Annotated in this window: 19 protein-coding genes, 1 pseudogene and 1 riboswitch; of the genes and pseudogenes, 8 read left to right on the top strand and 12 right to left on the bottom strand. The window is 64.8% G+C overall.

The genetic code is table 11. The features are described from left to right. Nucleotides 1-72: 72 nt before the first annotated feature. The 4 genes from CAG33_RS03645 to ahcY all read right to left on the bottom strand — a co-directional run bounded on the left by CAG33_RS03645 (nt 73) and on the right by ahcY (nt 5,549). Entirely contained in the window at nt 73-1,908 is a 1,836-nt protein-coding gene (locus CAG33_RS03645) for a DEAD/DEAH box helicase (protein WP_085580776.1), read from the bottom strand. A gap of 224 nt (nt 1,909-2,132) precedes the next feature. Further along, nucleotides 2,133-2,942, bottom strand: a complete 810-nt coding sequence (locus CAG33_RS03640; RefSeq protein WP_085580774.1) for an ABC transporter substrate-binding protein — start codon at nt 2,940-2,942, stop codon at nt 2,133-2,135. Nucleotides 2,943-3,101: 159 nt separating this feature from the next. Continuing rightward, nucleotides 3,102-3,947, bottom strand: coding sequence for a methylenetetrahydrofolate reductase [NAD(P)H] (metF, locus tag CAG33_RS03635; protein ID WP_085630028.1), 846 nt, complete (start codon nt 3,945-3,947; stop codon nt 3,102-3,104). A gap of 192 nt (nt 3,948-4,139) precedes the next feature. Further along, nucleotides 4,140-5,549: an adenosylhomocysteinase gene (ahcY, locus tag CAG33_RS03630; protein WP_085580770.1), complete on the bottom strand. Its 1,410-nt coding sequence runs from the start codon at nt 5,547-5,549 to the stop codon at nt 4,140-4,142. Nucleotides 5,550-5,572: 23 nt separating this feature from the next. Further along, nucleotides 5,573-5,672: riboswitch (S-adenosyl-L-homocysteine riboswitch) on the bottom strand. Nucleotides 5,673-5,870: 198 nt separating this feature from the next. Between ahcY and CAG33_RS03625 the strand changes: the two genes are divergently transcribed. After that, on the top strand, nt 5,871-6,275 hold the full coding sequence (locus CAG33_RS03625; protein WP_085580768.1) for an acyl-CoA thioesterase: 405 nt from the start codon (nt 5,871-5,873) through the stop codon (nt 6,273-6,275). Between the two features lie 175 nt (nt 6,276-6,450). Beyond that, the gene (locus CAG33_RS03620; protein ID WP_085580766.1) at nt 6,451-7,332 is read left to right on the top strand and encodes a formate/nitrite transporter family protein; all 882 of its coding nucleotides are present in this window, start codon (nt 6,451-6,453) and stop codon (nt 7,330-7,332) included. An 11-nt stretch (nt 7,333-7,343) separates the two neighbouring features. On the opposite strand, the gene CAG33_RS03615 is transcribed toward CAG33_RS03620, so the two are convergent. Continuing rightward, on the bottom strand, nt 7,344-8,204 hold the full coding sequence (locus tag CAG33_RS03615; RefSeq protein ID WP_085580764.1) for a LysR family transcriptional regulator: 861 nt from the start codon (nt 8,202-8,204) through the stop codon (nt 7,344-7,346). Nucleotides 8,205-8,316: 112 nt separating this feature from the next. Here CAG33_RS03615 and CAG33_RS03610 point away from each other — a divergent pair, with 112 nt between their 5' ends. Both CAG33_RS03610 and CAG33_RS03605 read left to right on the top strand, forming a co-directional pair. Then, a complete protein-coding gene (locus tag CAG33_RS03610; RefSeq protein ID WP_085581208.1) occupies nt 8,317-8,733 on the top strand; it encodes a VOC family protein in 417 nt (138 codons plus the stop codon). Further along, the gene (locus CAG33_RS03605; protein ID WP_085636957.1) at nt 8,720-10,003 is read left to right on the top strand and encodes an amidase; all 1,284 of its coding nucleotides are present in this window, start codon (nt 8,720-8,722) and stop codon (nt 10,001-10,003) included. The genes CAG33_RS03610 and CAG33_RS03605 overlap by 14 nt, the downstream gene beginning before the upstream one ends. Nucleotides 10,004-10,065: 62 nt before the next feature. Here the strand turns inward: CAG33_RS03605 and CAG33_RS03600 are convergent, their stop codons facing one another. Beyond that, a complete protein-coding gene (locus tag CAG33_RS03600) occupies nt 10,066-11,328 on the bottom strand; it encodes a sodium:proton antiporter (protein WP_085630024.1) in 1,263 nt (420 codons plus the stop codon). A 190-nt stretch (nt 11,329-11,518) separates the two neighbouring features. Further along, entirely contained in the window at nt 11,519-12,688 is a 1,170-nt protein-coding gene (locus CAG33_RS03595) for an MFS transporter (protein ID WP_085580758.1), read from the bottom strand. A 217-nt stretch (nt 12,689-12,905) separates the two neighbouring features. Between CAG33_RS03595 and CAG33_RS03590 the strand changes: the two are divergent. Together CAG33_RS03590 and CAG33_RS03585 are read left to right on the top strand one after the other, a co-directional pair. After that, a pseudogene (locus CAG33_RS03590) lies at nt 12,906-13,085 on the top strand (EamA family transporter); the annotation flags it as partial. 40 nt (nt 13,086-13,125) lie between these two features. Then, a complete protein-coding gene (locus CAG33_RS03585) occupies nt 13,126-13,509 on the top strand; it encodes an MAPEG family protein (protein ID WP_085580756.1) in 384 nt (127 codons plus the stop codon). Between the two features lie 137 nt (nt 13,510-13,646). On the opposite strand, the gene CAG33_RS03580 is transcribed toward CAG33_RS03585, so the two are convergent. After that, nucleotides 13,647-14,831, bottom strand: coding sequence for a murein transglycosylase A (locus tag CAG33_RS03580; protein WP_085636954.1), 1,185 nt, complete (start codon nt 14,829-14,831; stop codon nt 13,647-13,649). Nucleotides 14,832-14,959: 128 nt separating this feature from the next. Here CAG33_RS03580 and CAG33_RS03575 point away from each other — a divergent pair, with 128 nt between their 5' ends. Further along, nucleotides 14,960-15,409 (top strand): cytochrome c, encoded by a 450-nt coding sequence (locus CAG33_RS03575; protein WP_085581206.1) that lies wholly within the window; start codon nt 14,960-14,962, stop codon nt 15,407-15,409. 61 nt (nt 15,410-15,470) lie between these two features. On the opposite strand, the gene CAG33_RS03570 is transcribed toward CAG33_RS03575, so the two are convergent. The 4 genes from CAG33_RS03570 to CAG33_RS03555 all read right to left on the bottom strand — a co-directional run bounded on the left by CAG33_RS03570 (nt 15,471) and on the right by CAG33_RS03555 (nt 20,043). Further along, nucleotides 15,471-15,857 (bottom strand): DUF1090 domain-containing protein, encoded by a 387-nt coding sequence (locus CAG33_RS03570; RefSeq protein WP_085580752.1) that lies wholly within the window; start codon nt 15,855-15,857, stop codon nt 15,471-15,473. Between the two features lie 97 nt (nt 15,858-15,954). Continuing rightward, a complete protein-coding gene (ligB, locus tag CAG33_RS03565) occupies nt 15,955-17,634 on the bottom strand; it encodes an NAD-dependent DNA ligase LigB (RefSeq protein ID WP_085636951.1) in 1,680 nt (559 codons plus the stop codon). Nucleotides 17,635-17,838: 204 nt separating this feature from the next. Beyond that, nucleotides 17,839-19,029, bottom strand: coding sequence for a methionine adenosyltransferase (gene metK / locus CAG33_RS03560; protein ID WP_085580748.1), 1,191 nt, complete (start codon nt 19,027-19,029; stop codon nt 17,839-17,841). A gap of 18 nt (nt 19,030-19,047) precedes the next feature. Further along, on the bottom strand, nt 19,048-20,043 hold the full coding sequence (locus CAG33_RS03555) for a metalloregulator ArsR/SmtB family transcription factor (RefSeq protein WP_085636948.1): 996 nt from the start codon (nt 20,041-20,043) through the stop codon (nt 19,048-19,050). A 271-nt stretch (nt 20,044-20,314) separates the two neighbouring features. Between CAG33_RS03555 and tkt the strand changes: the two genes are divergently transcribed. Then, nucleotides 20,315-22,312, top strand: coding sequence for a transketolase (gene tkt, locus CAG33_RS03550; RefSeq protein ID WP_085580744.1), 1,998 nt, complete (start codon nt 20,315-20,317; stop codon nt 22,310-22,312). Nucleotides 22,313-22,377 lie beyond the last annotated feature (65 nt).

Raw genomic sequence — 22,377 nt, 5'->3', positions numbered from 1 at the left:
CAGGATCGCCCATGGCTTTTGCAAAAATGCCCCGGTTCTTGCGAACCAGGGCATTTTTTCAGCGGCGCGAGATCAGCGGTTGCGGGTCAGCAACGCCGGTTTCTCGCCACGCGGGCGGCTCGGCAGTTGATCGAGCTGCTCAGGGGTCGGGAAGCGGTCGGCCTTGGACTCCTTGTGCATGATCTTCGGCCCGGTGCTGCGCGGGTTCTGCACGGCCGGTTCGGCGCGGGAGCCTTCGTCGCGGTTCGGACGGCGGTTGCGCGACTCGTCGCGGCGGCCCTGGCCGTCACGGGACGAACCGCTGCGCGATCCGCCGCCGCCATTGCGTGGCTGGCCGTTCTGGCGGCCCTGGGACTGGCCGTTGCGCGGTGCGCCGGAGCCCTGGCCTTGGCCGGAACCGCCGGGACGACGGCCGCGGCCCGCTGCCGGAACCTGCTTGGGCACGTAGTCGACGCGGTTGCCGAAGTTGTCGATGTCGTCGTCGAGGAACTCGTCCGGGGCGCGGTCAGGGGCCGGGCGCGGCGGCTGGCTCGACTGACGCTGCTGACGGCTGCCTTCACGTTGCTTCGGCTGGCGGGCCGGACGCTCGCCGCGCTCGGATTTCTCGCCGGAAGCGGACTTGTCCTTTTCCTTGCCCTTGTCTTTGCCTTTGTCCTTGCGGCCGCCGCCGTTCTGGCCTTCGCCGCGCGGGCTGCGGGCGTTGCGCGGGTTGCGGCCGTCGGGACGCTCGCGGGTCTCCGGCTTCTCGGCTTCCACGGCGCTGGCATCGAAGCCCATCAGGTCGCCGTCGGCGATCTTCTGCTTGGTCATGCGCTCGATGCTCTTGAGCAGCTTCTCTTCGTCCGGCGCGACCAGCGAGATCGCCTCGCCCGAACGGCCGGCCCGGCCGGTGCGGCCGATGCGGTGCACGTAGTCTTCGTCGACGTTCGGCAGCTCGTAGTTGACCACGTGGGGCAGTTGGTCGATGTCCAGGCCACGGGCGGCGATGTCGGTGGCCACCAGGATGCGCACTTCGTTGGCCTTGAAGTCGGCCAGGGCCTTGGTGCGGGCGTTCTGGCTCTTGTTGCCGTGGATCGCCACGGCCGGCAGGCCGTGCTTGTCCAGGTATTCGGCCAGGCGGTTGGCGCCGTGCTTGGTGCGGGTGAACACCAGCACCTGTTCCCACGCGCCGGCGGTGATCAGGTGGGCCAGCAGCGCACGCTTGTGGCTGGCCGGCAGGCGGAACACGCGCTGTTCGATGCGCTCGACCGTGGTGTTCGGCGGCGTGACTTCGATGCGCTCAGGGTTGTGCAGCAGCTTGCCGGCAAGGTCGGTGATGTCCTTGGAGAAGGTCGCCGAGAACAGCAGGTTCTGGCGCTTGGCCGGCAGGCGGGCGAGGACTTTCTTCACATCGTGCACGAAGCCCATGTCGAGCATGCGGTCGGCTTCGTCCAGCACGAGGATCTCGACATGGGACAGGTCGATGCTGCCTTGGCCGGCGAGGTCCAGCAGACGGCCGGGGCACGCCACCAGCACGTCCACGCCACGGGCCATGGCCTGGACCTGCGGGTTCATGCCGACGCCGCCGAAGATGCAGGCGCTGACGAACTTGAGGTCACGGGCGTAGATCTTGAAGCTGTCGTGCACCTGGGCCGCGAGTTCGCGGGTCGGGGTCAGCACCAGCACGCGCGGCTGGCGCGGGCCGTGGCGCTGGGACTTGTCCGGGTGACCGTTGGGGAACAGCCGCTCCAGGATCGGGAGGGCGAAACCGCCGGTTTTACCGGTACCTGTCTGTGCCGCGACCATCAGGTCGCGACCTTGCAACACGGCGGGAATGGCCCGCTGTTGCACCGGAGTAGGCTCGGTATAGCCCGCGTCTTCGATAGCGCGGACCAAAGCCTCGGAGAGACCGAGGGAAGCAAAGGACATGAGTAATCCTGTTTTTTAGTTAGGGCTGGGCCCAATGGGAGTCTTGCCTGGCGCGAACCGCGTTTAACGTGACGCGGTCCCGTCCGGTCCTGCGGCGCATCCGAAGGCTCGTCCGGAGCGCTCGCGCGGGCTGAAAAGCTGCGCTGTAGCGGGTCGGGAGGCCTGTTACGGATCCGGGCGTCCGGGCGTGAGCCTGGCGGGAACGCCGGAGTATAACAGAGCAATCACTGTGCGCTGCGTTCCTGCTGCTCAACGGCCTTGCCGGCGGTGCTGGCGCTTTCCAGCGGCGCGGCGGCAGGGGCCGCTCCGTAGCGTGCGCTGAGCTCGGCGTAGGCCGGTTCGCGCTTGAAACGCTTGAGTTCGGCGCCGAAACGCTGCACCAGCAGATCCATCCCGGCGTTGCGCCGCACGGCCAGGTACTGGCTCTGGCGGCTGATGACCGTCGGGTTCTCGGTGATCTGGTCGCGGATCTCCAGTTGGTCCAGCAGGTGCTGGCCGACCCGGCGATCGGTGATCAGCAGGTCGATGCGCCCGCGCACCAGTTTGCCGAAGTTGGCCTCGTGGGTCGGGGCCGGTTCCCGGGTGAACAGCGGCGATTCGCTGAAGTCCTGGCTGTACAGGTAGCCGGGGGAGGTGCCGACGGTCAGGCCCTTGAGTTCGTCGAGGGTGCGGAACGGGTGCGGCCGCTCGTTGGCGTAGAACATCACGAATTCCACCACCGACAGCGGCTCGCTGGGGTAGAGCAGGGTGGCGTCGCGCTCGTCGCTGTGGAAGATGTCCAGCGCACCGTCGGCCTGGCCGGTCTCGAGCATCGACAGGCAGCGCTTCCAGGGCAGGAACTGCCATTCGACCTCGATGCCCAGGCGTTTGAAGACGATGGCGGTGGCTTCGTAGTCCAGCCCCAGGTTCTTGCCGCCGTCCTCATAGACGTAGGGCGCCCAGGGCTCGGTGACAATACGCAATTTCTCGCCCCGGGCGGCGAAGCTCAGGCAAGCGAAAACCAGCACGGTGAAAAACTGCGCGATCAAAGGCATGACTGGAGAGTACGACGAGAATCGGGAAAGAGCCAGAAAGCGGCGGCAGAAGCTCTGTTTCGGGCGTTGAAAGCAAAAAATCGCAGTTGCGAAAACTTCCGTAGGCGTTTTCCCAAACTGCGATTTCCCTTCTTGCTTGCCCCGTGAAGCTGACTGCCGTTAGCGCGGCAGCTTCAGGTTGTTCCACACCGCCAGGCTCGGTTCGGCCTGGTTCAGGGTGTAGAAGTGCAGCCCCGGCGCACCGCCCTGCAGCAGGCGTTCGCACATCTCGGTGATGACCTGTTCGCCGAAGCCCTGAATGCTTTGGGTGTCATCGCCGTAGGCTTCCAGCTGCTTGCGGATCCAGCGCGGGATTTCCGCGCCGCAGGCATCGGAGAAGCGCGCCAGCTTGCTGTAGTTGGTGATCGGCATGATCCCCGGCACGACCGGGATGTCCACGCCCAGGGCCTTCACGCGGTCGACGAAGTAGAAGTAGCTGTCGGCGTTGAAGAAGTACTGGGTGATCGCGCTGTCGGCGCCGGCCTTGGCCTTGCGCACGAAGTTGGCGATGTCGTCCTCGAAGTTGCGCGCCTGCGGATGCATCTCCGGGTAGGCGGCGATTTCGATGTGGAAGTGGTCGCCGGTCTCTTCACGGATGAATTCGACCAGCTCGTTGGCGTGGCGCAGCTCGCCGCTGGCCATGCCCATGCCGGACGGCAGGTCGCCGCGCAGGGCGACGATGCGGTTGATGCCCGCAGCCTTGTACTGGCTCAGCAGGCCGCGCAGGTCGGCCTTGCTGTCGCCGACGCACGACAGGTGCGGGGCGGCCGGGACTTTGACTTCGCTTTCCAGCTGCAGGACGGTGTTGAGCGTGCGGTCACGGGTCGAACCGCCTGCGCCGTAGGTGCAGGAAAAGAAGTCAGGGTTGTAGGTGGCCAACTGACGGGCAGTGGCGAGGAGCTTTTCATGCCCAGCATCGGTCTTGGTCGGGAAGAACTCGAAGCTGTAGCGACGTTCTTGGGACATGGAGGGAGCCTCCAGCTGCAAGCCGCAAGCTTTGGGCCGCAAGAGAAGCGGAGATGCGCTGATCCCTTGTGCCGCAGGCCTGTTGCCTGAAACTGTTCTGAAATAGTGGCGGAGCCCTCAGGCCTCGCACGGCAAGTTCGGCTTTTGGCCTTGCTTGCCGCTTGAAGCCTGAGGCTCGCAGCTGCTCGTGTCTTAGTAGCGGTAAGCGTGCGGCTTGAACGGGCCTTCGACGGTCACGCCGATGTAGTCAGCCTGTTGCTTGGTCAGTTGGGTGACCACGCCGCCGAAGCCGCGCACCATTTCCAGGGCCACTTCTTCGTCGAGTTTCTTCGGCAGCACTTCCACGGTCAGGCGCTCGGCTTTCTGGGCCGGCGACAGGTCGGCGTACTTCTGGCCGAACAGGAAGATCTGCGCCAGCACCTGGTTGGCGAACGAACCGTCCATGATGCGGCTCGGGTGACCGGTGGCGTTGCCCAGGTTCACCAGACGGCCTTCGGCCAGCAGGATCAGGTAGTCGTCGTTCTGTGCGTCGAAGGCGCCTGGGCCGGTGCGGTGGATCTTGTGCACCTGTGGCTTCACTTCTTCCCATGCCCAGTTCTTGCGCATGAAAGCGGTGTCGATTTCGTTGTCGAAGTGACCGATGTTGCAGACGACGGCGCGCTTCTTCAGAGCCTTGAGCATGTTGGCGTCGCACACGTTGACGTTGCCGGTGGTGGTCACGATCAGGTCGATCTTGCCCAGCAGCGCCTTGTCGATGCTCGCTTCGGAACCGTCGTTGATGCCGTCGATGAACGGCGAGACCAGTTCGAAGCCGTCCATGCAGGCCTGCATGGCGCAGATCGGGTCGACTTCGGACACCTTGACGATCATGCCTTCCTGACGCAGGGACTGGGCCGAGCCCTTGCCCACGTCACCGTAGCCGATGACCAGCGCTTGCTTGCCGGACAGCAGGTGGTCGGTGCCGCGCTTGATGGCGTCGTTCAGGCTGTGACGGCAGCCGTACTTGTTGTCGTTCTTGGACTTGGTCACCGAGTCGTTGACGTTGATGGCCGGGATCTTCAGCTCGCCCTTGGCCAGCATGTCCAGCAGGCGGTGAACGCCGGTGGTGGTCTCTTCGGTCACGCCGTGGACGCGATCCAGCACCTGCGGGTACTTCTTGTGCAGCAGCTCGGTCAGGTCGCCGCCGTCGTCGAGGATCATGTTGGCGTCCCATGGCTGGCCATCCTTCAGGATGGTTTGCTCCAGGCACCACTCGTACTCTTCTTCAGTCTCGCCTTTCCAGGCGAAGACCGGGATGCCGGCGGCGGCGATGGACGCGGCGGCCTGATCCTGGGTGGAGAAGATGTTGCAGGACGACCAGCGCACTTCGGCACCCAGGGCGACCAGGGTCTCGATCAGCACGGCGGTCTGGATGGTCATGTGGATGCAGCCGAGGATCTTGGCGCCTTTGAGCGGCTGCTCGGAAGCGTACTTGCGGCGCAGACCCATCAGGGCAGGCATTTCCGATTCGGCGATGATGGTTTCGCGACGGCCCCAGGCAGCCAGGGACATGTCGGCGACCTTGTAGTCGGTGAAATCTGCAGGCGTGATTACAGCGCTCATGAAGAGCCTCCATTCGTAATGTATGCGAATGGGCGCCGTTGTGCGTTTGGTGTCCGGCGCAAGGCCGGTCAACGCCCCATCCGAGCCTGACAGGTGGAACCTGCTGCAGCGCCCCTCGGACAGGTGGCGGGAAAACGGTAGCGCGTGAAGGTTACCGTTTTGAAACGGGGGCGATTATAGCCGTCTAGACTGATCTTCCAAAGGGTTTCTGTCGGCCAAATGAAGATTGCCAATGATGGCCATAGCGGATGGCTCATGGAGCGTGACTGTTCGGTCTGACATGATGGCGACCATCATTCGGCAAGACGCTCAGGAGTGAAGATGAATTTCCACACCCGCAAGTGGGTAAAACCCGAAGACCTCAATCCCAACGGCACCCTGTTCGGCGGCAGCCTGCTGCGCTGGATCGACGAAGAGGCGGCGATCTACGCCATCGTCCAGTTGGGCAACCAGCGCGTGGTGACCAAGTACATCTCCGAGATCAACTTCGTCAGCGCCTCGCGCCAGGGCGACATCATCGAACTGGGCATCACCGCCACCGAGTTCGGCCGCACCTCGATCACCCTCACCTGCGAAGTGCGCAACAAGATCACCCGCAAGAGCATCCTGACCGTGGAGAAGATGGTCTTCGTCAACCTCGGCGAAGACGGCCTGCCGGCGCCGCACGGGCGCACCGAGATCAAGTACGTCAAAGACCAGTTCAAGGATGACGTGCCGGTCCAGTAAGACCGGTTTCGCTCCCATCGCGGGCAAGCCCGCTCCCACAAGGACAGCGCTGCTCCCTGTGGGAGCGGGCTTGCCCGCGATGGCGGCCGCACAGTCACGAAGATTCTCCAGGCCGGTGAACAGTCCCGAGCGGCGCGGGTCGTAGCTAAACAACCCTGCCACCGGATTGCCTGCCATGACCACTCCGACAGACGGCAAGACCCCGGACCTTTCGCCCAAGGAACGGCACGAAGTCGAGAAGAGCCAGCCGCCCCGCGCGGCCGTGCTGCACGAAATCATCCGCACCCAGGGCGACCAGGAACTGGAGCGCAGCATCGCCGCGCTGTGGTGGTCGGCGCTGGCGGCGGGCCTGACCATGGGCCTGTCGCTGATGGGGATGGGCCTGCTCAACTCACGCCTGCCCGAAGGCGACGAGTTCAAGGTGATCGCCAGTTTCGGCTACTGCGCAGGCTTCCTCGCGGTGATCCTCGCGCGCCAGCAACTGTTCACCGAAAACACCCTGACCGCCGTGCTGCCGGTGATGACCCGACCGACCCTGGGCAATGTCGGCCGCCTGGTCCGGCTGTGGACGGTGGTGCTGGCCGGCAACCTGTGCGGCACGTTGCTGGTGGCCTACGTGATGCTCGAACTGCCGATCTTCGACAGCAAGACCGACGAGGCCTTCCTTGAGATCGGGCGCAAGGTCATGGAGAACCACGCCAGCCAGATGTTCGCCAAGGGCATCGTTTCCGGCTGGATGATCGCCACCATGGTCTGGATGATCCCGTCCATGGAGAGCGCGAAGATGTGGATCATCATCCTCATCACCTACCTCATGGCCTTGGGCGACTTCACCCACATCGTGGTCGGCTCGGCGGAAGTGTCGTACCTGGTGTTCGCCGGCGAACTGCCGTGGAGCGATTTCTGGGCGGTGTTCGCCGGGCCGACGCTGGCGGGCAACATCATCGGCGGCAGCTGCATCTTCGCCTTGATCAGCCATGCGCAGATCCGCAGCGAGAGCGGCGCACCGACACCCGACGCCCCTGAAGAAGACCGGGGCGAGTCGAAGAAGGATTGAGTGCGCTCAGGCTAGGCACTTGAAAGCGTCTTGCACAAGGCGCTGATCATGTTCGGCCGATCGGTCTGGGCAGGGCTGATCAGCACAATCTCTCGGTCGTATCGGTCAGAACCAATCGGGCTCACCGCACATTGATGACCCCATTGTTCAAAGCCGGACCAAAGGGGCACGAGGCTCACGCCCATCCCGCCTGTCACGAGCATGGCAATGGTCTCCAGCGCATCAAGATCGACCAGCGGCGTCGGCGTCAGTCCCTGATCCGCCAGATATTGCTCGGCATGCCGTCCGCCCCACGCGTCAGGGTCATAGCGGATGTAGGGCTGGCTCATCAGTTGTGCGGGGATGCTTTGCGTGGACTTCTCCTTTGACAGAAACACCAGCGGTTCTTTGCGCAGGGACACCACTTGCAGCGCTTTGGGCAACTCGAACGGTGGAACCACGAGGATTGCCGCATCCACCTCAGCCGAGAGCAGGGCTTGATACAACGACCGCGATGTTCCCGGCACGATCACTGGCGTCAGCCCCGGCGCCAGCTCGGTCAGTGCTCGCAGTGCTCCCGGCAACAGCCCGGTCAGAACCGTGGAGATTGCGCCGATGCGCAACTGTCCCGTCAGCCCTGCGACGTCGGCATCTCCCGCCAGTAGCGCTACTTCACGAACGATGCGCCTGGCCCGGGGCAGTAAATCGAGGCAGGCCTGGCTCGGCTTGGCGGCGTGGCCGACGCGGGACAACAGTTCAAAGCCGAGTTGCCGTTCGAGCGCGAGAATGCGCTGGCTGATCGCTGCGGCCGTCAACCCTTCGACACGCGCGGCATTGGCAATCGAGCCACACTCGACGACGGTGATCAGACTTCTCAGATAGCGCGAGTCCATAAGAAATGCTTTCGATGGTGGAAAGAATTACAGGCTATCTGTTTTGATGAAAACCGCACAGTCTTCAACCGTTGAGAGGTTTCTCTCGTCCGGCGATCGTCAGGAGTTCTTTATGCAGTCGATTTTCCATCTTGCTATGCATGTCCGTGATTTGCAGGTTACGCGCCAGTTCTATGGGGATTTACTGGGGTGCGAAGAGGGGCGCAGCACTGACTCCTGGGTCGATTTCAATTTTTTCGGGCATCAATTGTCGTTGCATCTGGGCGAGCCTTTTGCAGTCCGTAACACCGGTAAGGTTGGTGATCACGACGTGCCGATGCCGCACCTTGGCGTGATCCTCGAAATGTCGGACTGGCGCGTTTTGAGAGATCGCTTGATCGAGGCCCAGGTGCAGTTTGTTCTGCCACCCGGCATTCGTTTTGCCGGCCAGCCCGGTGAGCAGGCAACCATGTTTTTCCTCGATCCCGCCGGAAACCCGATCGAGATAAAAGGCTTCACAGATCTGCAGGGTATCTATGCGCAATTTTAATCAGATGGACGCGAGCGATATTTCCGAGAGCGTTCGGTCGCAGGCCGTGAGCGCAGAGTCGGTCGCCGAGCATTTTCTGGGCTGTGTCGAAGCGCGGGAGCTCAGCATAAAAGCCTTTGCAGCGTTCGACCCGGGTCAGGTGCGCGCTCAAGTTCGCCAGTTGAACAATGGCCACTTCAAAGGCCCTCTCGCCGGCGTGCCCGTGGGCATCAAAGACATCTTCGACACCGCCGATCATCCCACGGGGTTTTACTCCCCGATCTATGCGGACAACCGTCCTTCACGTGACGCACACGTTGTGGCGCTGTTGCGTCAGGCCGGCGCGGTGATCATGGGCAAGACCCACACCACCGAATTCGCCTACATGCACACTGGGCCGACCCGCAATCCGCATGATCTCGAACGGACGCCGGGAAGCTCCAGTGCCGGCTCGGCGGCGGGGATGGCAGCCGGGTTTTTCCCGATCGCCTTGGGCACGCAGACCGCCGGGTCGTTGATCAAACCCGCCTCGTATTGCGGACTGTATGCTTTCAAACCGACCTATGGGCTGGTTTCTCTGGAGGGGGTAAAACCACTTGCGCCGAGTTTTGACACGGTGGGCTGGTACGGCCGCTCGGTTCGTGACCTGCAACTGTTGGCTGAGGTGTTGATCCCCGGCATTGCGCAGCGTACTGATGAGCGTCGTCCAGGCAAGTTCGGCTTCTGTCGTACAGCGCGCTGGGATCAGGTCGATGAGGACATCGCCAGATCGCTGGACGCTGCCGTTGAAGATCTGCGCCGGGCCGGACATCAGGTGAGTGAGGTGGAGTTGCCGCAGGCGTTTGCGACGGTATTCGATGACCATTTGCTGATCAACGATTGCGAGGGGGCGCGGTCACTGGCCAAGGAGCTGCAAGCGCGACCTGAGCTGCTCAGTGATGAAGTGTTGGCCATGATCGAACGGGCCCGCCAGACAACGTGGGAGCAGGAGTCTGCGGCGAAGAAGCGCCTGGCAACTTTGGCTCCTGTGCTTGAAGCCCTATTCAAACCGTTTGATGCCATGCTCGGTGCGAGCTGCGGCATCGTCGCCCCGTTGGGCCTTGGCGCGACCGGGCCTTCCGATTTCAGTAAGTTCTGGATGGCGTTCGGTTTACCTCAGATCAACATCCCGCTCGTGCGCAATGCCGGGGCGTTGCCGGCTGGCCTGCAAATGATTGGCGGTTTCAGAGACGACAGCATTCTTTTGCACGCGGCCGAGCAGGTGGATGCGGTACTGAGAGCGGCGGACTGATGAAGGAGATATTGCGAGTGCCGTCGCAGCGCGGGTGCGCTGCGACGGAGTCCGATCCAGTGTCAGTGCGCAACATTGGCCGTGGCGGTGTCTTGTGGAGTCGTCACCCTACGGACAACCCGGCCAATGGTCAGGCCCTGCACCAGAATCGATGACAGCACGACGATGTAGGTGATGCTCAGCAACAAATCCCGTTCAGCGCCCAGCGGCAGCGACAGGGCCAGCGCCACCGAGACGCCGCCGCGCAGGCCGCCCCAGGTCAGTATCCGGATGGTGCCGCGCGGCACCGTGCGCCAGCGCCGCAGCAGGACGATGGCCGGGGCCACGGTGAGCAGGCGCGACAGCAGGATCGCCAGCGCCAGCAGACTCGCCGCCGCCACGTGCAGCCAGTTGAACGGCAGCAGCAACAGCTCCAGGCCGATCAGCGCGAACAGCAGAGCGTTGAGCATGTCGTCGAGCAGCTCCCAGAAACCGTCCAGGTACTTGCGGGTCATGTCGTTCATCGCCAGGTTGCGCCCCAGGTTGCCGATGATCAGGCCCGCCACCACCATCGCGATGGGCGCCGAGACGTGCAGTTCGGTGGCCATGGCCGAGCCGCCGATCACCAGCGCCAGGGTCAGCATCACTTCGATCTGGTGCTGCTCGATGCTCTTGATCATCAGGTACACCAGGTAGCCGATCAGACCGCCGAACAGCACGCCGCCGATGGCCTCGTGGGCGAACAGCAGGGCCGTGGCGCCGAGGGTCGGGGTCTCGCCCAGCTGCGCGATGCCCAGCAGCACGGTGAACACCACGACGGCGGTGCCGTCGTTGAACAGCGATTCGCCGACGATGGTGGTCTTGAGCGGCTTCGAGGCGTTGGCGGTACGCAGCACGCCGAGCACCGCGATCGGGTCGGTGGGGGAGATCAGCGCGCCGAACAGCAGGCAGTAGAGGAAGCTCACGTGCCAGCCGAACAGGGCAAAGATGTAATAGGCGAGGCTGCCGATCACGGCGGTGGCGATCAGCACGCCGAACGTGGCCAGCAGGCCGATGGGCCAGCGGTAGCTGCGCAGGTCGTTGAGGTTCACGTGCAGGGCGCCGGCGAACAGCAGGAACGACAGCATCCAGTTCATCAGCAGGTCGCCGAAGTCGATCTGGCCGATCAATTGCTGCACGCGCTCTTCAAGGCCCGGGTAGCCGAGAAAGCTCAGGCCTTGCAGCAGCAGGGAAAACATCAGTGCGGTGACCATCACGCCGATGGTCGGCGGCAGGCCGATGAAGCGGAAGTTCACGAAGGTCAGGAGGGTGGTGAGGCAGATAAACGCAGCAACGAGTTCAAGCATCCGGGGTCCTTTGGATGGGAGATGGAAGAGGCGCGTCCGATACTTGGACGCAAGGGTTGGATGGGCTGGCGCCGCTCAGGGGCACATGAGGCCGTCTGGGGTGAGGGAGCTTGCTCCCGCCGGCCCGCATGCAATTTTCCGTCGGGCGGGAGCGAGCGCCCCCGCCACGGGGATTGCGGCAGCCGGTGCTTCAGCCGCAGGCATTGACCGCAGCCATGCGCCGACGTTGCAGATAAATGAAGAAAAGCGCCGCCAGCACGGTGAGCACGCCGACCAGGGCACCGGTCCACGGGAGGTCCGCCAGGTCCGCGCCGCTGGCCACCACCAGCCCGCCGATCCACGCGCCCGACGCGTTGCCGAGGTTGAAGGCGCTCTGGTTCAGGGTCGAGCCGAGGTTCGGTGCTTCATGGGCCTGGTCGATGATCAGCAGTTGCAGGATCGGGCACAGGGCGAAGGCGAATACGCCCCACAGCACCAGGGTGATCGCGGCGGGCACCGCCGAGCGGCTGGTCTGGCTGAACGCCGCCAGGATCACCACCACCGCCAGCGCCACGCCCACCAGCGACGGCAGCAGGCGGCTGTCGGCCAGGCGGCCGCCGAGCATGCTGCCGCCGGTCAGGCCGACGCCGAACAACAGCAGCATCACTGTCACGCCGTGGGGGCTGATGCCGGTGACGTCCTGCAGGATCGGCGCGATGTAGGTGTACACGCTGAACAGGCTGGTGGATGCCAGCACGCTCATGCCCAGCGCCAGCAGTACGTTGGCCTTGCCCAGCACCTTGAACTCGCTGGCGAGGTCGGCGCGCTCCATCGGAATGTGCTTGGGCAGCCACAGCCACTGGGCGAGGGCGGCGATCACACCAATGGCGGCCACGGCCCAGAAGGTCGAACGCCAGCCGGCGAACTGCCCGAGCGCGGTGCCCAACGGCACGCCGAGCACGTTGGCCAGGGTCAGGCCGGTGAACATCAGCGCGATCGCCTGGGCCCGTTTGTTCGGCGCCACCAGGCCGGCGGCGACCACCGAACCGATGCCGAAGAACGCCCCGTGGCACAGCGCGGTGACCACCCGGGCGGCCATCAGGGTCGCGTAGTTCGGGGCCAGTGCGCAGAGCACGTTGCCGAGGATGAACATCAGGGTCATGCCCAGCAGCGTCGCCTTGCGCGGCATGTTGGCGGTGCCGACCGCCAGGACCGGCGCGCCGAACACCACGCCCAGGGCGTAGCCGGTGATCAGCAGGCCGGCGTGGGGGATGCTCACGGCGAGGTCGCGAGCGACGTCGGGCAGCAGGCCCATGATGACGAATTCGGTGGTGCCGATGCCGAAGGCGGCAGCGGCCAGTGCAAGCAAGGCGAGTGGCATGCGCAAGGTCTCTGTCGGTAGTCTTGACGCTTCGTTCAGGCAGGCGCAGGCCGACGGCCGGTCTCGGGCGGAGAACGGGTCAGGCAGTCATTGTTGGAATAGGTCTGTGCGCAACCGAGTGCGGCGTGGTCGCGTGCAGTATAAACAGCTGCGGCCCCATCGCGAATCAATAATATGACTAATTGCCCGCGGCCCTTGCGCAGCGCCGGCAAAGCCCTACGCTCTGGTGCTGGAGGCGATTCGGCAGGGCTCGATCGCCGAAGCGGCGGCGCTGCGGGAAATCAGCCTGATCCTGGGGGTGCTGTTCGGCATGCGCTGCCTCAAAGAACCTTTCGGCCGGCCACGGCTCTTAGCCTGTGGGCTGGTGCTGATCGGCAGGCTGGAGATGAAGCTCTGATCCGCCCGCCATTCGAACGACACGAAAAAGGGACTGCGCTATGACCGTGGCTTTGTGGTGTGTATTGATCGCGATTTTCCTGCCGTACCTGTGCACCGCCGTGGCCAAGGCCGTCGGCGGCTACAGGATGAGTGACAACCATGATCCCCGGGACTTTCTGGAGAGCCTCAACGGCCTGGCTCGGAGGGCCCATGCGGCGCAGCTGAACAGCTTCGAGGTGACGCCGGCCTTCGTCGCCGCCGTGATCGTCGCGCACCTCGTGGGCACGGCCGAGCTTGTGACGGTGAATGTGCTGGCGGTGCTGTTCATCACCAGCCGCCTGCTCTACATCATTTGCTACCTGGCGGACTGGGCGGTGCTGCGGTCGCTGGTGTGGCTCGTGGGGATGGGGTTGATTGCCGGGTTCTTCATTGTGTCGGCCTGAGCCTTGGGGAGGCTGACGGCCTCATCGCGAGCAGGCTCGCTCCCACATTGATCGGCAGTGACCGGGCCCCCGTGGGAGCCAGCCTGCTGGCGATGGCGTCAGTGACGGCGCCGGCGGGCTCCCACAAGGTTCGGCGGTCAGGACTTGCCCTTGACCGTATCGGCCACCTGCGGCACTTGCGGCAGCGCCGTGCCTTTAGGCCAGAGCATCCAGATCTGCCCCTGCTGCTTCATGTCCCCGGCCAGTTGCCCCGCCGCATCGCCGGTGCCCCAGAACAGGTCCGCGCGCACTTCGCCGGCGATGGCGCCGCCGGTGTCCTGTGCGGCCACCGGGCGCACCAGGGCGGTGCCGTCCGGGCGGGTGGTGGACAGCCACAGCAGGCTGCCCAACGGAATCACCTTGCGGTCCACCGCCGCGCTGTAGCCGGCGGTCAGCGGCACGTTCAGCGAACCGCGCGGGCCTTCGTCGCTGTCCGGGTTGCGGGTGAAGAACACATAACTGGGGTTGCTGCCCAGCAGCTCCGGGATGCGCGACGGGTTGGCCTTGGCCCAGTCGCTGATGGCGCCCATGGTGACGTCTTCCTTCTTCAGCTCGCCCTGTTCCACCAGCCAGCGGCCGATCGGGCGGTACGGGTGGCCGTTCTGGTCGGCGTAGGCGATGCGCAACTGGCGTCCGTCGTCGGTCTGGATCCTGCCCGATCCCTGGATCTGCAGGAACTGCAGGTTCATCGGATCGGTCAGCCAGGCCACCACCGGCGCATTGACGCCTTTGCTCTCGATGGTCGCCGCGTCGTCGTAGGGCTTGAGCACCCGGCCTTCGAGGCGTCCGCGCAGGCGCTTGCCCTTGAGCTCGGGGTACACGCTGTCCAGCGACACGATGATCATGTCGTCAGGCACGCCGTACACCGGGACGTTCGCCGTGGCAGTCTGGGTCAGGCTGCCGGGGTAGACCGGCTCGTAGTAGCCGGTGATCAAGCCGTTGGGGTTGTCGTTCTCGGCGCGCAACCCGTAGACGTCGAGGTTTTGCTTGAGGAACGCGCGGATGCTGCCGGCGCTCTGCGGGACATCGGCCGCCGCCGCGCAGGTCTTGCCCCAGACCGGGTCGGCCTTGAGCCGGTTGCACGCGCTGCGCCACGAACCGAAGCCGGCCACCAGGTCGTTGTCGGACACGGCGGGCAGCGCCTCCCAGGCGGCGCTGGAGTAAGTGGCGAGGGCGTGGGTCTTGGGCTTGGCCGTGTCGCCCCCGGTGCAGCCGGCGAGGATCGCCAGCAGCGGCAGGGTTGCGAAAAGCGGATGACGCCAGGCCTTGAAGCGGCTGTTCATGGAGTGGTTCCTGTGCCGGTTGCGTGAATGCTCCATGCGTTCAGGCAACCCGTATTTTTAATAGGGCTATTGGTGTTTGGCGGCCGCGCGAGGATACTGGCCGCCATTTTTCCGTGACCGAAGCCACCATGACACTCAAAAGAATCTCTGTTGCTTTGCTGGCCTGTCTGACCCTGTCCGCCTGCGGCGGCGTCGACCCCAACTCTCCGCTGGGCCAGCGCAAGGCGATCTTCAAGCAGATGCTCAAGACCGGCGAAGACCTGGGCGGCATGCTGCGCGGGCGCATTCCCTTCGACGGGGCGAAATTCGCCGACGGCGCGGTGAAGCTCGATGCGCTGTCCCATGAGCCGTGGAAGCACTTCCCGCAGGTGCGCGAAGAGGATCACACCAGCGCCAAGGACGATGTCTGGCAGAGGCAGGCGCGTTTCCAGGAAATGGCCCGCACCCTTGAGGCGGCCACCGGTGAACTGGTGATCGCCAGCCAAGTGCAGCCCTACAAGGCCAGCAACCTGGGGCCAGCGGTGCAGAAAGTCGAAGATGCGTGCAGTGCCTGCCATAAAGAGTTTCGCGATCACTGATAGCTGACGCGGTTGAATGACCGTGGCGAGGGCGCTTGCTCCCTTGCCGCAGTGGCTCTCGTTACTTGTCCAGTTCGTCCAGCGCCTGCTGCAATTCCTTGCGGGACTCGGCCAGCTTGTTCTTGCGCTTGTCGATCTTCTCCGGGTCGCCCTTCTTCATGGCCTTGTCGAGGTCGGCCTGGCGTTTGCTCACTTCGTGCTTGGCCTCCAGCACCTTGTTTTCGCGTTCCTTCTTCAGGCCGGCGTCGGTGCAGTGATCGGTGACTTCGCGCAGGGCGGTCTCCAGGCCGGCCTGCTGGTCGGCGTTGCCGTGGGCCTTGGCCTGTTCGATCTGGGTGACGATGTTCTGCTTCTTGGCGGCGCAGCCGGTGAGTTCCGGCGCTTCCTCGGCGGCCATCAACGGGGCGGCCAGGAATCCGCATAGGGTCAGCAGGGCAAGCGATTTCATAAAGGCTCCATGCGCTAAGGCATTCGGTTCGGTGGTGCGCTGCGCTGTTGGAGCGCCCCGACGGACATTGGGTTCCCGGCGTGCCGGGAGGCTGTGTTCAGAAGCCGTCGATGCCGGCGGCTTGCAGGGTGTCGCGCAAGGCCAGCACCTGCGGGTCGCGGAAAAAGGCGCTCAGTTGCGCCGCGCGGCCGGGGCCGATGCCGGGTTCTGCCTGCCATTGTTCGGTGTCGCGTTGCGCCAGCTCGTGCCAGGTGCCGTCCAGCGGTGCCTGTCCGGTCGGCGGCATTCCCAAGGCTTTGAGCCAGGTGGCGAACGGCCGCTGGCGGGCTGTGCGAAAACTGTCCAGCAGGCGGGCGCCGCTGCGCTCGCCGAAGCCGGGCATGTTAGCAAGCTCCGGCCCCTCGAGGGTCAACCAATCCAGCAGGCCGGTCAGGCGGCCTGTTTCCAGAAGTTTCTCCCAGGTGCCGCGACCGACATGGGGCAGCCCCAGCCCCTGCTTGCCGCCGAGCCAGGTCAGGCGGGCGAGGAACTGGCTTTCGCAGCCGGGCGTCGGTCGCCAGCAGCTCAAGGCGTGGAAATCGGTTGCCTGCGGAACAGCCAGCTCGACACGCTCGGCCGCGCGCAGGACGACGCCGTCTAGCCGGGGGATGGTCAGGCCGGCCAGGCTGACCGCGACCTGGTCGCCGGGGCGGATGTCCAGCGCCTGCCAGCGCTGGAACGAGCTGACGCTGACCCGTCGGATCTGCCGGTCGTCCAGCCGCACCGGCGCCAGCTCCAGCACCGGTGTGATGCGCCCCGTGCGCCCGATCCTGAAATCGACCTTGCGCACCTCGGCCAGGGCCTGGGCGAACGGGTACTTCCAGGCAATGCCCCAGTGCGGCGGCCGTGCCTGCCAGCGCTCGGCCGACGGGCGCCGGTCCTGACGCAGGACGACGCCGTCCGTGGCGAACGGCAACGGCGTGCGGAACCAATGCTCGCGCCATGCCTGGGCGTCGGCAAAGCGTTCGAGGGTGTGGGTGTAGGGCGCGGTCGCGGCGAATCCCAGGGCGGCCAGCGTCGAGAGCCTTTCGGACAAGGCCGAAGGCCCCTGCGGCCAGTCCCAGACGAACAGCCCTATGCCGCCGGCCTCTTCGGCGCCCAGATCCTTGCGGCCCATCAGGCCGGCGACGGTGGCGCGGGCGTTGCGGCCGCCGTCGCGGGACTGAACGTGGTCGCTCAGGCGCCAATAGAGTTCGCCCTGCACCAGCAGATCCACCGGTTCGGTCAGTTGCCGGGGAATGGCGGCGATCTTCTGCGCCGACGCTGTCCAGTCCTGGCCCCGGACTCCGTCGCCGCGGCTGATGGCCTGGTGCAGTCGCCCGCTGCGGTAGATCAGCGTGACCGCGACGCCGTCGACCTTGGGTTGAATCCAGAGGCCTTCGCGGTCGCGCAGCCAGGCTTCGACGTCTTTGCCGTCGTGGCGTTTGTCCAACCCGGTGTGGGCGATCGGGTGAGTGACAGGGCCTGTGGCCGTGCGCAGCGGGTTGGCCGGTGACGGAAGGCCGAAGCACCGGCGCCATTCGTCCAGGCGCAAGCGCGACTGGTCGTAGAGCCCGTCGGCGATCAGCGCCCGGCCTTCGCGGTGGTAAGCGTCGTCCCAGCGGTCGATCTGCCTTTGCAGGACGGCGGTTTCGGTGCGGGCCTTTTCCGGTGGCCAATCGGGGCAGTCGTCGGCGAGGGCGTTCGGGAGGATGAGCATCAACAGCAGTGGGAGCAGCAGGGGCATTGCAGCGGGCATCGTGAGCGTCCTTGCTCAAGGGGAACGCTTGAAGGGTAGGCGGGGAATCCGGGGGCGTCGGGCGGGTGTTTTTCGGGCTGTTTCCGGATGGGCAGATGCGGGCTTTTGGCTGGGGCGCTGCCCGAAGCGGGGAGGGAACCTGCAGGCATGAAAAAGCCCCGCAGGGCGTGAGCCGTGCGGGGCTTTTCGTGTCGCCTGGAGGTGTTACAGGCCGGCGGCGGAACGCAGGGCGTCGGCGCGGTCGGTCTTTTCCCAGGTGAAGGTGCTGAAGGTGTCGTCGCCGACGGTCTTGGTCTGCGGAGCGCGACCGAAGTGACCGTAGGCTGCGGTTTCCTGGTACATCGGGTGCAGCAGGTCCAGCATGGTGGTGATGGCGTAAGGACGCAGGTCGAACACTTCACGCACCAGTTTGATGATCTTGTCGTCGCTGATCTTGCCGGTGCCAAAGGTGTTCAGCGAGATCGAAGTCGGCTGGGCCACGCCGATCGCGTAGGACACCTGGATCTCGCAGCGCTCGGCCAGGCCGGCGGCGACGATGTTCTTGGCCACGTAACGGCCGGCGTACGCAGCGGAGCGGTCAACCTTGGACGGGTCCTTGCCGGAGAACGCGCCGCCGCCGTGACGGGCCATGCCGCCGTAGCTGTCGACGATGATCTTGCGGCCGGTCAGGCCGCAGTCGCCCACCGGGCCGCCGATGATGAACTGGCCGGTCGGGTTGATGTGGAACTGGGTGTCCTTGCTCAGCAGTTCGGCCGGCAGCACGTGCTTGACGATCAGCTCCATCACGCCTTCGCGCAGGTCGTTGTACGACACTTCCGGGTTGTGCTGGGTCGACAGCACCACGGCGTCGATGCCGACCACTTTGCCGCCTTCGTAACGGCAGGTGACCTGGGACTTGGCGTCCGGACGCAGCCAAGGCAGCAGGCCCGACTTGCGGGCTTCGGCCTGGCGCTGCACCAGTTGGTGCGAGAAGGTGATCGGGGCCGGCATCAGCACGTCGGTCTCGTTGCTGGCGTAGCCGAACATCAGGCCCTGGTCGCCGGCGCCCTGGTCTTCAGGCTTGGCGCGGTCAACGCCCTGGTTGATGTCGGGGGACTGCTTGCCGATGATGTTCATCACGCCGCAGGTGGCGCCGTCGAAGCCGACGTCGGAGCTGGTGTAGCCGATGTCGCAGATCACGTCACGGACGATCTGCTCCAGGTCGACCCAGGCGCTGGTGGTCACTTCACCGGCAACGATGGCCACGCCGGTCTTGACCAGGGTCTCCACCGCCACGCGTGCGTGCTTGTCCTGGGCAATGATGGCGTCCAGCACTGCATCGGAAATCTGGTCGGCGATTTTGTCCGGATGCCCTTCAGACACGGACTCGGAGGTGAAGAGGGAGTATTCGCTCATCTCGATGTTTTCCTGAATTTACCGATGGTGAGTGTCGCCAGCCGGCCGCTGAAAGTGGCGGACCTGGATCTGGAAACCATTACGTAAGCCTACATAGAGGCTGTCCCCGGGAACGAGTCCCGCAGCGGTGGCCCAACGGGCCAAATCGTCCTGTTCAAACCCCAACCACAGATCACCGCAGGCCTCCCTGGCCCAGCTCTGGTTGTGGCTGCATAACTCTGTCACGAGCAGGCTACCGCCCGGTTGCAGCAGGCTGGCCATGTGCTTGAGCGCTTCGGCCGGCGCGGCGAAATGGTGCAACACCATGTTCAATACCACGCAATCGGCCTGAAGGCTCACACCGTTCAATGCATCGGCCAATTGCAGGCTGACGTTAGCCAGCCGTTCACGAACGCATACCTGACGCGCCAGTTCGAGCATCGCCGCGCTGTTGTCCAGTGCGGTTACCGTGCCGAAACGGCGGGCCAGTTCCGGCAGGAAGGCTCCATCGCCGGGGCCGACTTCGATGGCCGTGGCAGCGCCGCCGAAGTTCAGTTTGTCGAGCAGGGCCAGCACGCTGTCGCGGTACTGCGGCAGGCCTGCGATCAAGTCTTGCTGGGCGCGGAATTTCTCCGCCACCCGTGCGAAGAAGTCCTGGCTGGCCGCCGCCCGTTGCCCGTGCACCTGGGCGATCCGCGCCTGCACGTCGTCCGGCAGGGCCAGGTTGTCGACTTCTTCTAACAATGCCGCGTGCAGCGTGCCGCCCAACAGTTCGGTGTGGGGCAGGGCGCGGCGGTAGAAAATCGCGTTGCCTTCACGGCGGGTCGCCACCAGCTCCGCCTGGGCCAGCACCTTGAGGTGATGGCTCATGCCGGACTGGCCGATGCCGAAGATCTGCGCCAGCTCCAGCACGCCGAACGAGTCGTTGGCCAGCGCCCGCAGCACGTTCAGCCGCAGCGGATCGCCGCCGGCCTTGCACAGGGCCGCCAGGTCGTCGCAGGCGTCATGGCGAATCGTAGGCACGCGTAAGTTCATAGGGGCAGCAGTCTAGTGACGGCCGGAAAGCATCGCAAGATCAATATCAAAAAGTTTTGATATTGATCGATGGGTGGTGTTTCCCACGCAATGGTTAACGTTACAGACGGGCGGCGGAAAGGATTCACCCGCCGAAAGCGCCGCCCGGCAGGGGAAAAACGTCTTCAGATGACTATCTGTCATTGCCCCGAGGCGTCCGGGTGAGGGAAAATGCTCGCCTTTTTTCCGTTTCGATTTTTCACCTTCAGCTTCAGAACCCAGGAGATCAGCGATGCCTAGCCGTCGTGAGCGTGCCAACGCCATTCGTGCCCTCAGCATGGATGCCGTGCAAAAAGCCAACAGCGGCCATCCCGGTGCCCCTATGGGTATGGCGGATATCGCCGAGGTGCTTTGGCGCGATTACCTCAAGCACAACCCGAGCAACCCGTCGTTCGCCGACCGTGACCGCTTCGTGCTGTCCAACGGCCACGGCTCGATGTTGATCTACTCGCTGCTGCACCTGACCGGCTACGACCTGTCGATCGACGACCTCAAGGCGTTCCGCCAACTGCACAGCCGCACCCCGGGCCACCCGGAATTCGGCTACACCCCGGGCGTCGAGACCACCACCGGTCCCCTGGGCCAGGGCCTGGCCAACGCCGTGGGCTTCGCCCTGGCGGAAAAGGTGCTGGGCGCGCAGTTCAACCGTCCGGGCCACAACATCGTCGACCACCACACCTACGTGTTCCTGGGCGACGGCTGCATGATGGAAGGCATTTCCCATGAAGTCGCTTCCCTGGCCGGCACCCTGGGCCTGGGCAAGCTGATTGCCTTCTACGACGACAACGGCATCTCCATCGACGGCGAGGTCGAAGGCTGGTTCACCGACGACACGCCGAAGCGTTTCGAGTCCTACAACTGGCAGGTGATCCGCAACGTCGACGGCCACGATCCGGAAGAGATCAAGACCGCCATCGACACCGCGCGCAAGAGCCCGCTGCCGACCCTGATCTGCTGCAAGACCACCATCGGCTTCGGTTCGCCGAACAAGCAAGGCAAGGAAGACTGCCACGGCGCCCCGCTGGGCGACGCGGAAATCGCGCTGACCCGTGAAGCCCTGAAGTGGAACCACGGCCCGTTCGAGATCCCGGCCGACATCTACGCCGAGTGGGACGCCAAGGAAGCCGGCCGCGCCGTCGAAGCCGATTGGGACCTGCGCTTCGCTGCCTACTCCGCCGCGTTCCCGACCGAAGCCAACGAACTGGTGCGTCGCCTGAGCGGCGAGCTGCCGGCCGACTTCTCCGAGAAGGCCGACGCCTACATCGCCGAAGTGGCGGCCAAGGGCGAAACCATCGCCAGCCGCAAGGCCAGCCAGAACGCCCTGAACGCGTTCGGCCCGCTGCTGCCGGAAGTGCTGGGCGGCTCGGCTGACCTGGCCGGTTCCAACCTGACCCTGTGGAAAGGCTGCAAAGGCGTCAGCGCCGAGGACGCCAGCGGCAACTACATGTACTACGGCGTGCGCGAGTTCGGCATGACCGCGATCATGAACGGTGTCGCCCTGCACGGCGGCCTGGTGCCTTACGGCGCGACCTTCCTGATGTTCATGGAATACGCCCGCAACGCCGTGCGCATGTCGGCCCTGATGAAGCAGCGCGTGATCCACGTCTACACCCACGACTCCATCGGTCTGGGCGAAGACGGCCCGACCCACCAGCCGATCGAGCAGCTGACCAGCCTGCGCAGCACGCCGAACCTGGACACCTGGCGTCCGGCCGACGCCGTCGAATCGGCAGTGGCCTGGAAAAACGCCCTGGAGCGCAAGGACGGCCCGTCGGCGCTGATCTTCTCCCGCCAGAACCTGCAGCATCAGTCCCGCGACGCGATCCAGATCGCCGACATCAGCCGCGGTGGCTACGTGCTCAAGGACTGCGCAGGCGAGCCTGAGCTGATCCTGATCGCCACCGGCTCCGAAGTCGGCCTGGCCGTCCAGGCCTTCGACAAGCTGACCGAGCAGGGCCGCAAGGTTCGCGTGGTGTCGATGCCGTGCACCAGCGTGTTCGACGCCCAGGACGCCGGCTACAAGCAATCGGTCCTGCCGCTGCAGGTCGGCGCGCGCATCGCCATCGAAGCGGCCCACGCCGACTTCTGGTTCAAGTATGTGGGTCTGGAAGGCCGCGTGATCGGCATGACCACCTACGGCGAATCGGCACCGGCTCCGGCGCTGTTCGAAGCGTTCGGCTTCACCCTGGAGAACATCCTGGGCCAGGCCGAAGAGCTGCTGGAAGACTAAGGCACACGGCGGTGACCTCCCGGTCACCGCAATTCCCTGTGGGAGCTGGCTTGCCAGCGATAGAG

The organism is Pseudomonas sp. B3(2017), assembly GCF_002113595.1.
GTDB lineage: Bacteria > Pseudomonadota > Gammaproteobacteria > Pseudomonadales > Pseudomonadaceae > Aquipseudomonas > Aquipseudomonas ekonensis.
This window is presented reverse-complemented; position numbering and strand designations above follow the sequence as displayed.

Excerpts from the sequence above, each read along its gene's own strand:
- CAG33_RS03645 (WP_085580776.1), bottom strand. The coding sequence starts at position 1,908 with ATGTCCTTTGCTTCCCTCGGTCTCTCCGAGGCTTTGGTCCGCGCTATC.
- CAG33_RS03640 (WP_085580774.1), bottom strand. The coding sequence starts at position 2,942 with ATGCCTTTGATCGCGCAGTTTTTCACCGTGCTGGTTTTCGCTTGCCTG.
- metF (WP_085630028.1), bottom strand. The coding sequence starts at position 3,947 with ATGTCCCAAGAACGTCGCTACAGCTTCGAGTTCTTCCCGACCAAGACC.
- ahcY (WP_085580770.1), bottom strand. The coding sequence starts at position 5,549 with ATGAGCGCTGTAATCACGCCTGCAGATTTCACCGACTACAAGGTCGCC.
- CAG33_RS03625 (WP_085580768.1), top strand. The coding sequence starts at position 5,871 with ATGAATTTCCACACCCGCAAGTGGGTAAAACCCGAAGACCTCAATCCC.
- CAG33_RS03620 (WP_085580766.1), top strand. The coding sequence starts at position 6,451 with ATGACCACTCCGACAGACGGCAAGACCCCGGACCTTTCGCCCAAGGAA.
- CAG33_RS03615 (WP_085580764.1), bottom strand. The coding sequence starts at position 8,204 with ATGGACTCGCGCTATCTGAGAAGTCTGATCACCGTCGTCGAGTGTGGC.
- CAG33_RS03610 (WP_085581208.1), top strand. The coding sequence starts at position 8,317 with ATGCAGTCGATTTTCCATCTTGCTATGCATGTCCGTGATTTGCAGGTT.
- CAG33_RS03605 (WP_085636957.1), top strand. The coding sequence starts at position 8,720 with ATGCGCAATTTTAATCAGATGGACGCGAGCGATATTTCCGAGAGCGTT.
- CAG33_RS03600 (WP_085630024.1), bottom strand. The coding sequence starts at position 11,328 with ATGCTTGAACTCGTTGCTGCGTTTATCTGCCTCACCACCCTCCTGACC.
- CAG33_RS03595 (WP_085580758.1), bottom strand. The coding sequence starts at position 12,688 with ATGCCACTCGCCTTGCTTGCACTGGCCGCTGCCGCCTTCGGCATCGGC.
- CAG33_RS03585 (WP_085580756.1), top strand. The coding sequence starts at position 13,126 with ATGACCGTGGCTTTGTGGTGTGTATTGATCGCGATTTTCCTGCCGTAC.
- CAG33_RS03580 (WP_085636954.1), bottom strand. The coding sequence starts at position 14,831 with ATGAACAGCCGCTTCAAGGCCTGGCGTCATCCGCTTTTCGCAACCCTG.
- CAG33_RS03575 (WP_085581206.1), top strand. The coding sequence starts at position 14,960 with ATGACACTCAAAAGAATCTCTGTTGCTTTGCTGGCCTGTCTGACCCTG.
- CAG33_RS03570 (WP_085580752.1), bottom strand. The coding sequence starts at position 15,857 with ATGAAATCGCTTGCCCTGCTGACCCTATGCGGATTCCTGGCCGCCCCG.
- ligB (WP_085636951.1), bottom strand. The coding sequence starts at position 17,634 with ATGCCCGCTGCAATGCCCCTGCTGCTCCCACTGCTGTTGATGCTCATC.
- metK (WP_085580748.1), bottom strand. The coding sequence starts at position 19,029 with ATGAGCGAATACTCCCTCTTCACCTCCGAGTCCGTGTCTGAAGGGCAT.
- CAG33_RS03555 (WP_085636948.1), bottom strand. The coding sequence starts at position 20,043 with ATGAACTTACGCGTGCCTACGATTCGCCATGACGCCTGCGACGACCTG.
- tkt (WP_085580744.1), top strand. The coding sequence starts at position 20,315 with ATGCCTAGCCGTCGTGAGCGTGCCAACGCCATTCGTGCCCTCAGCATG.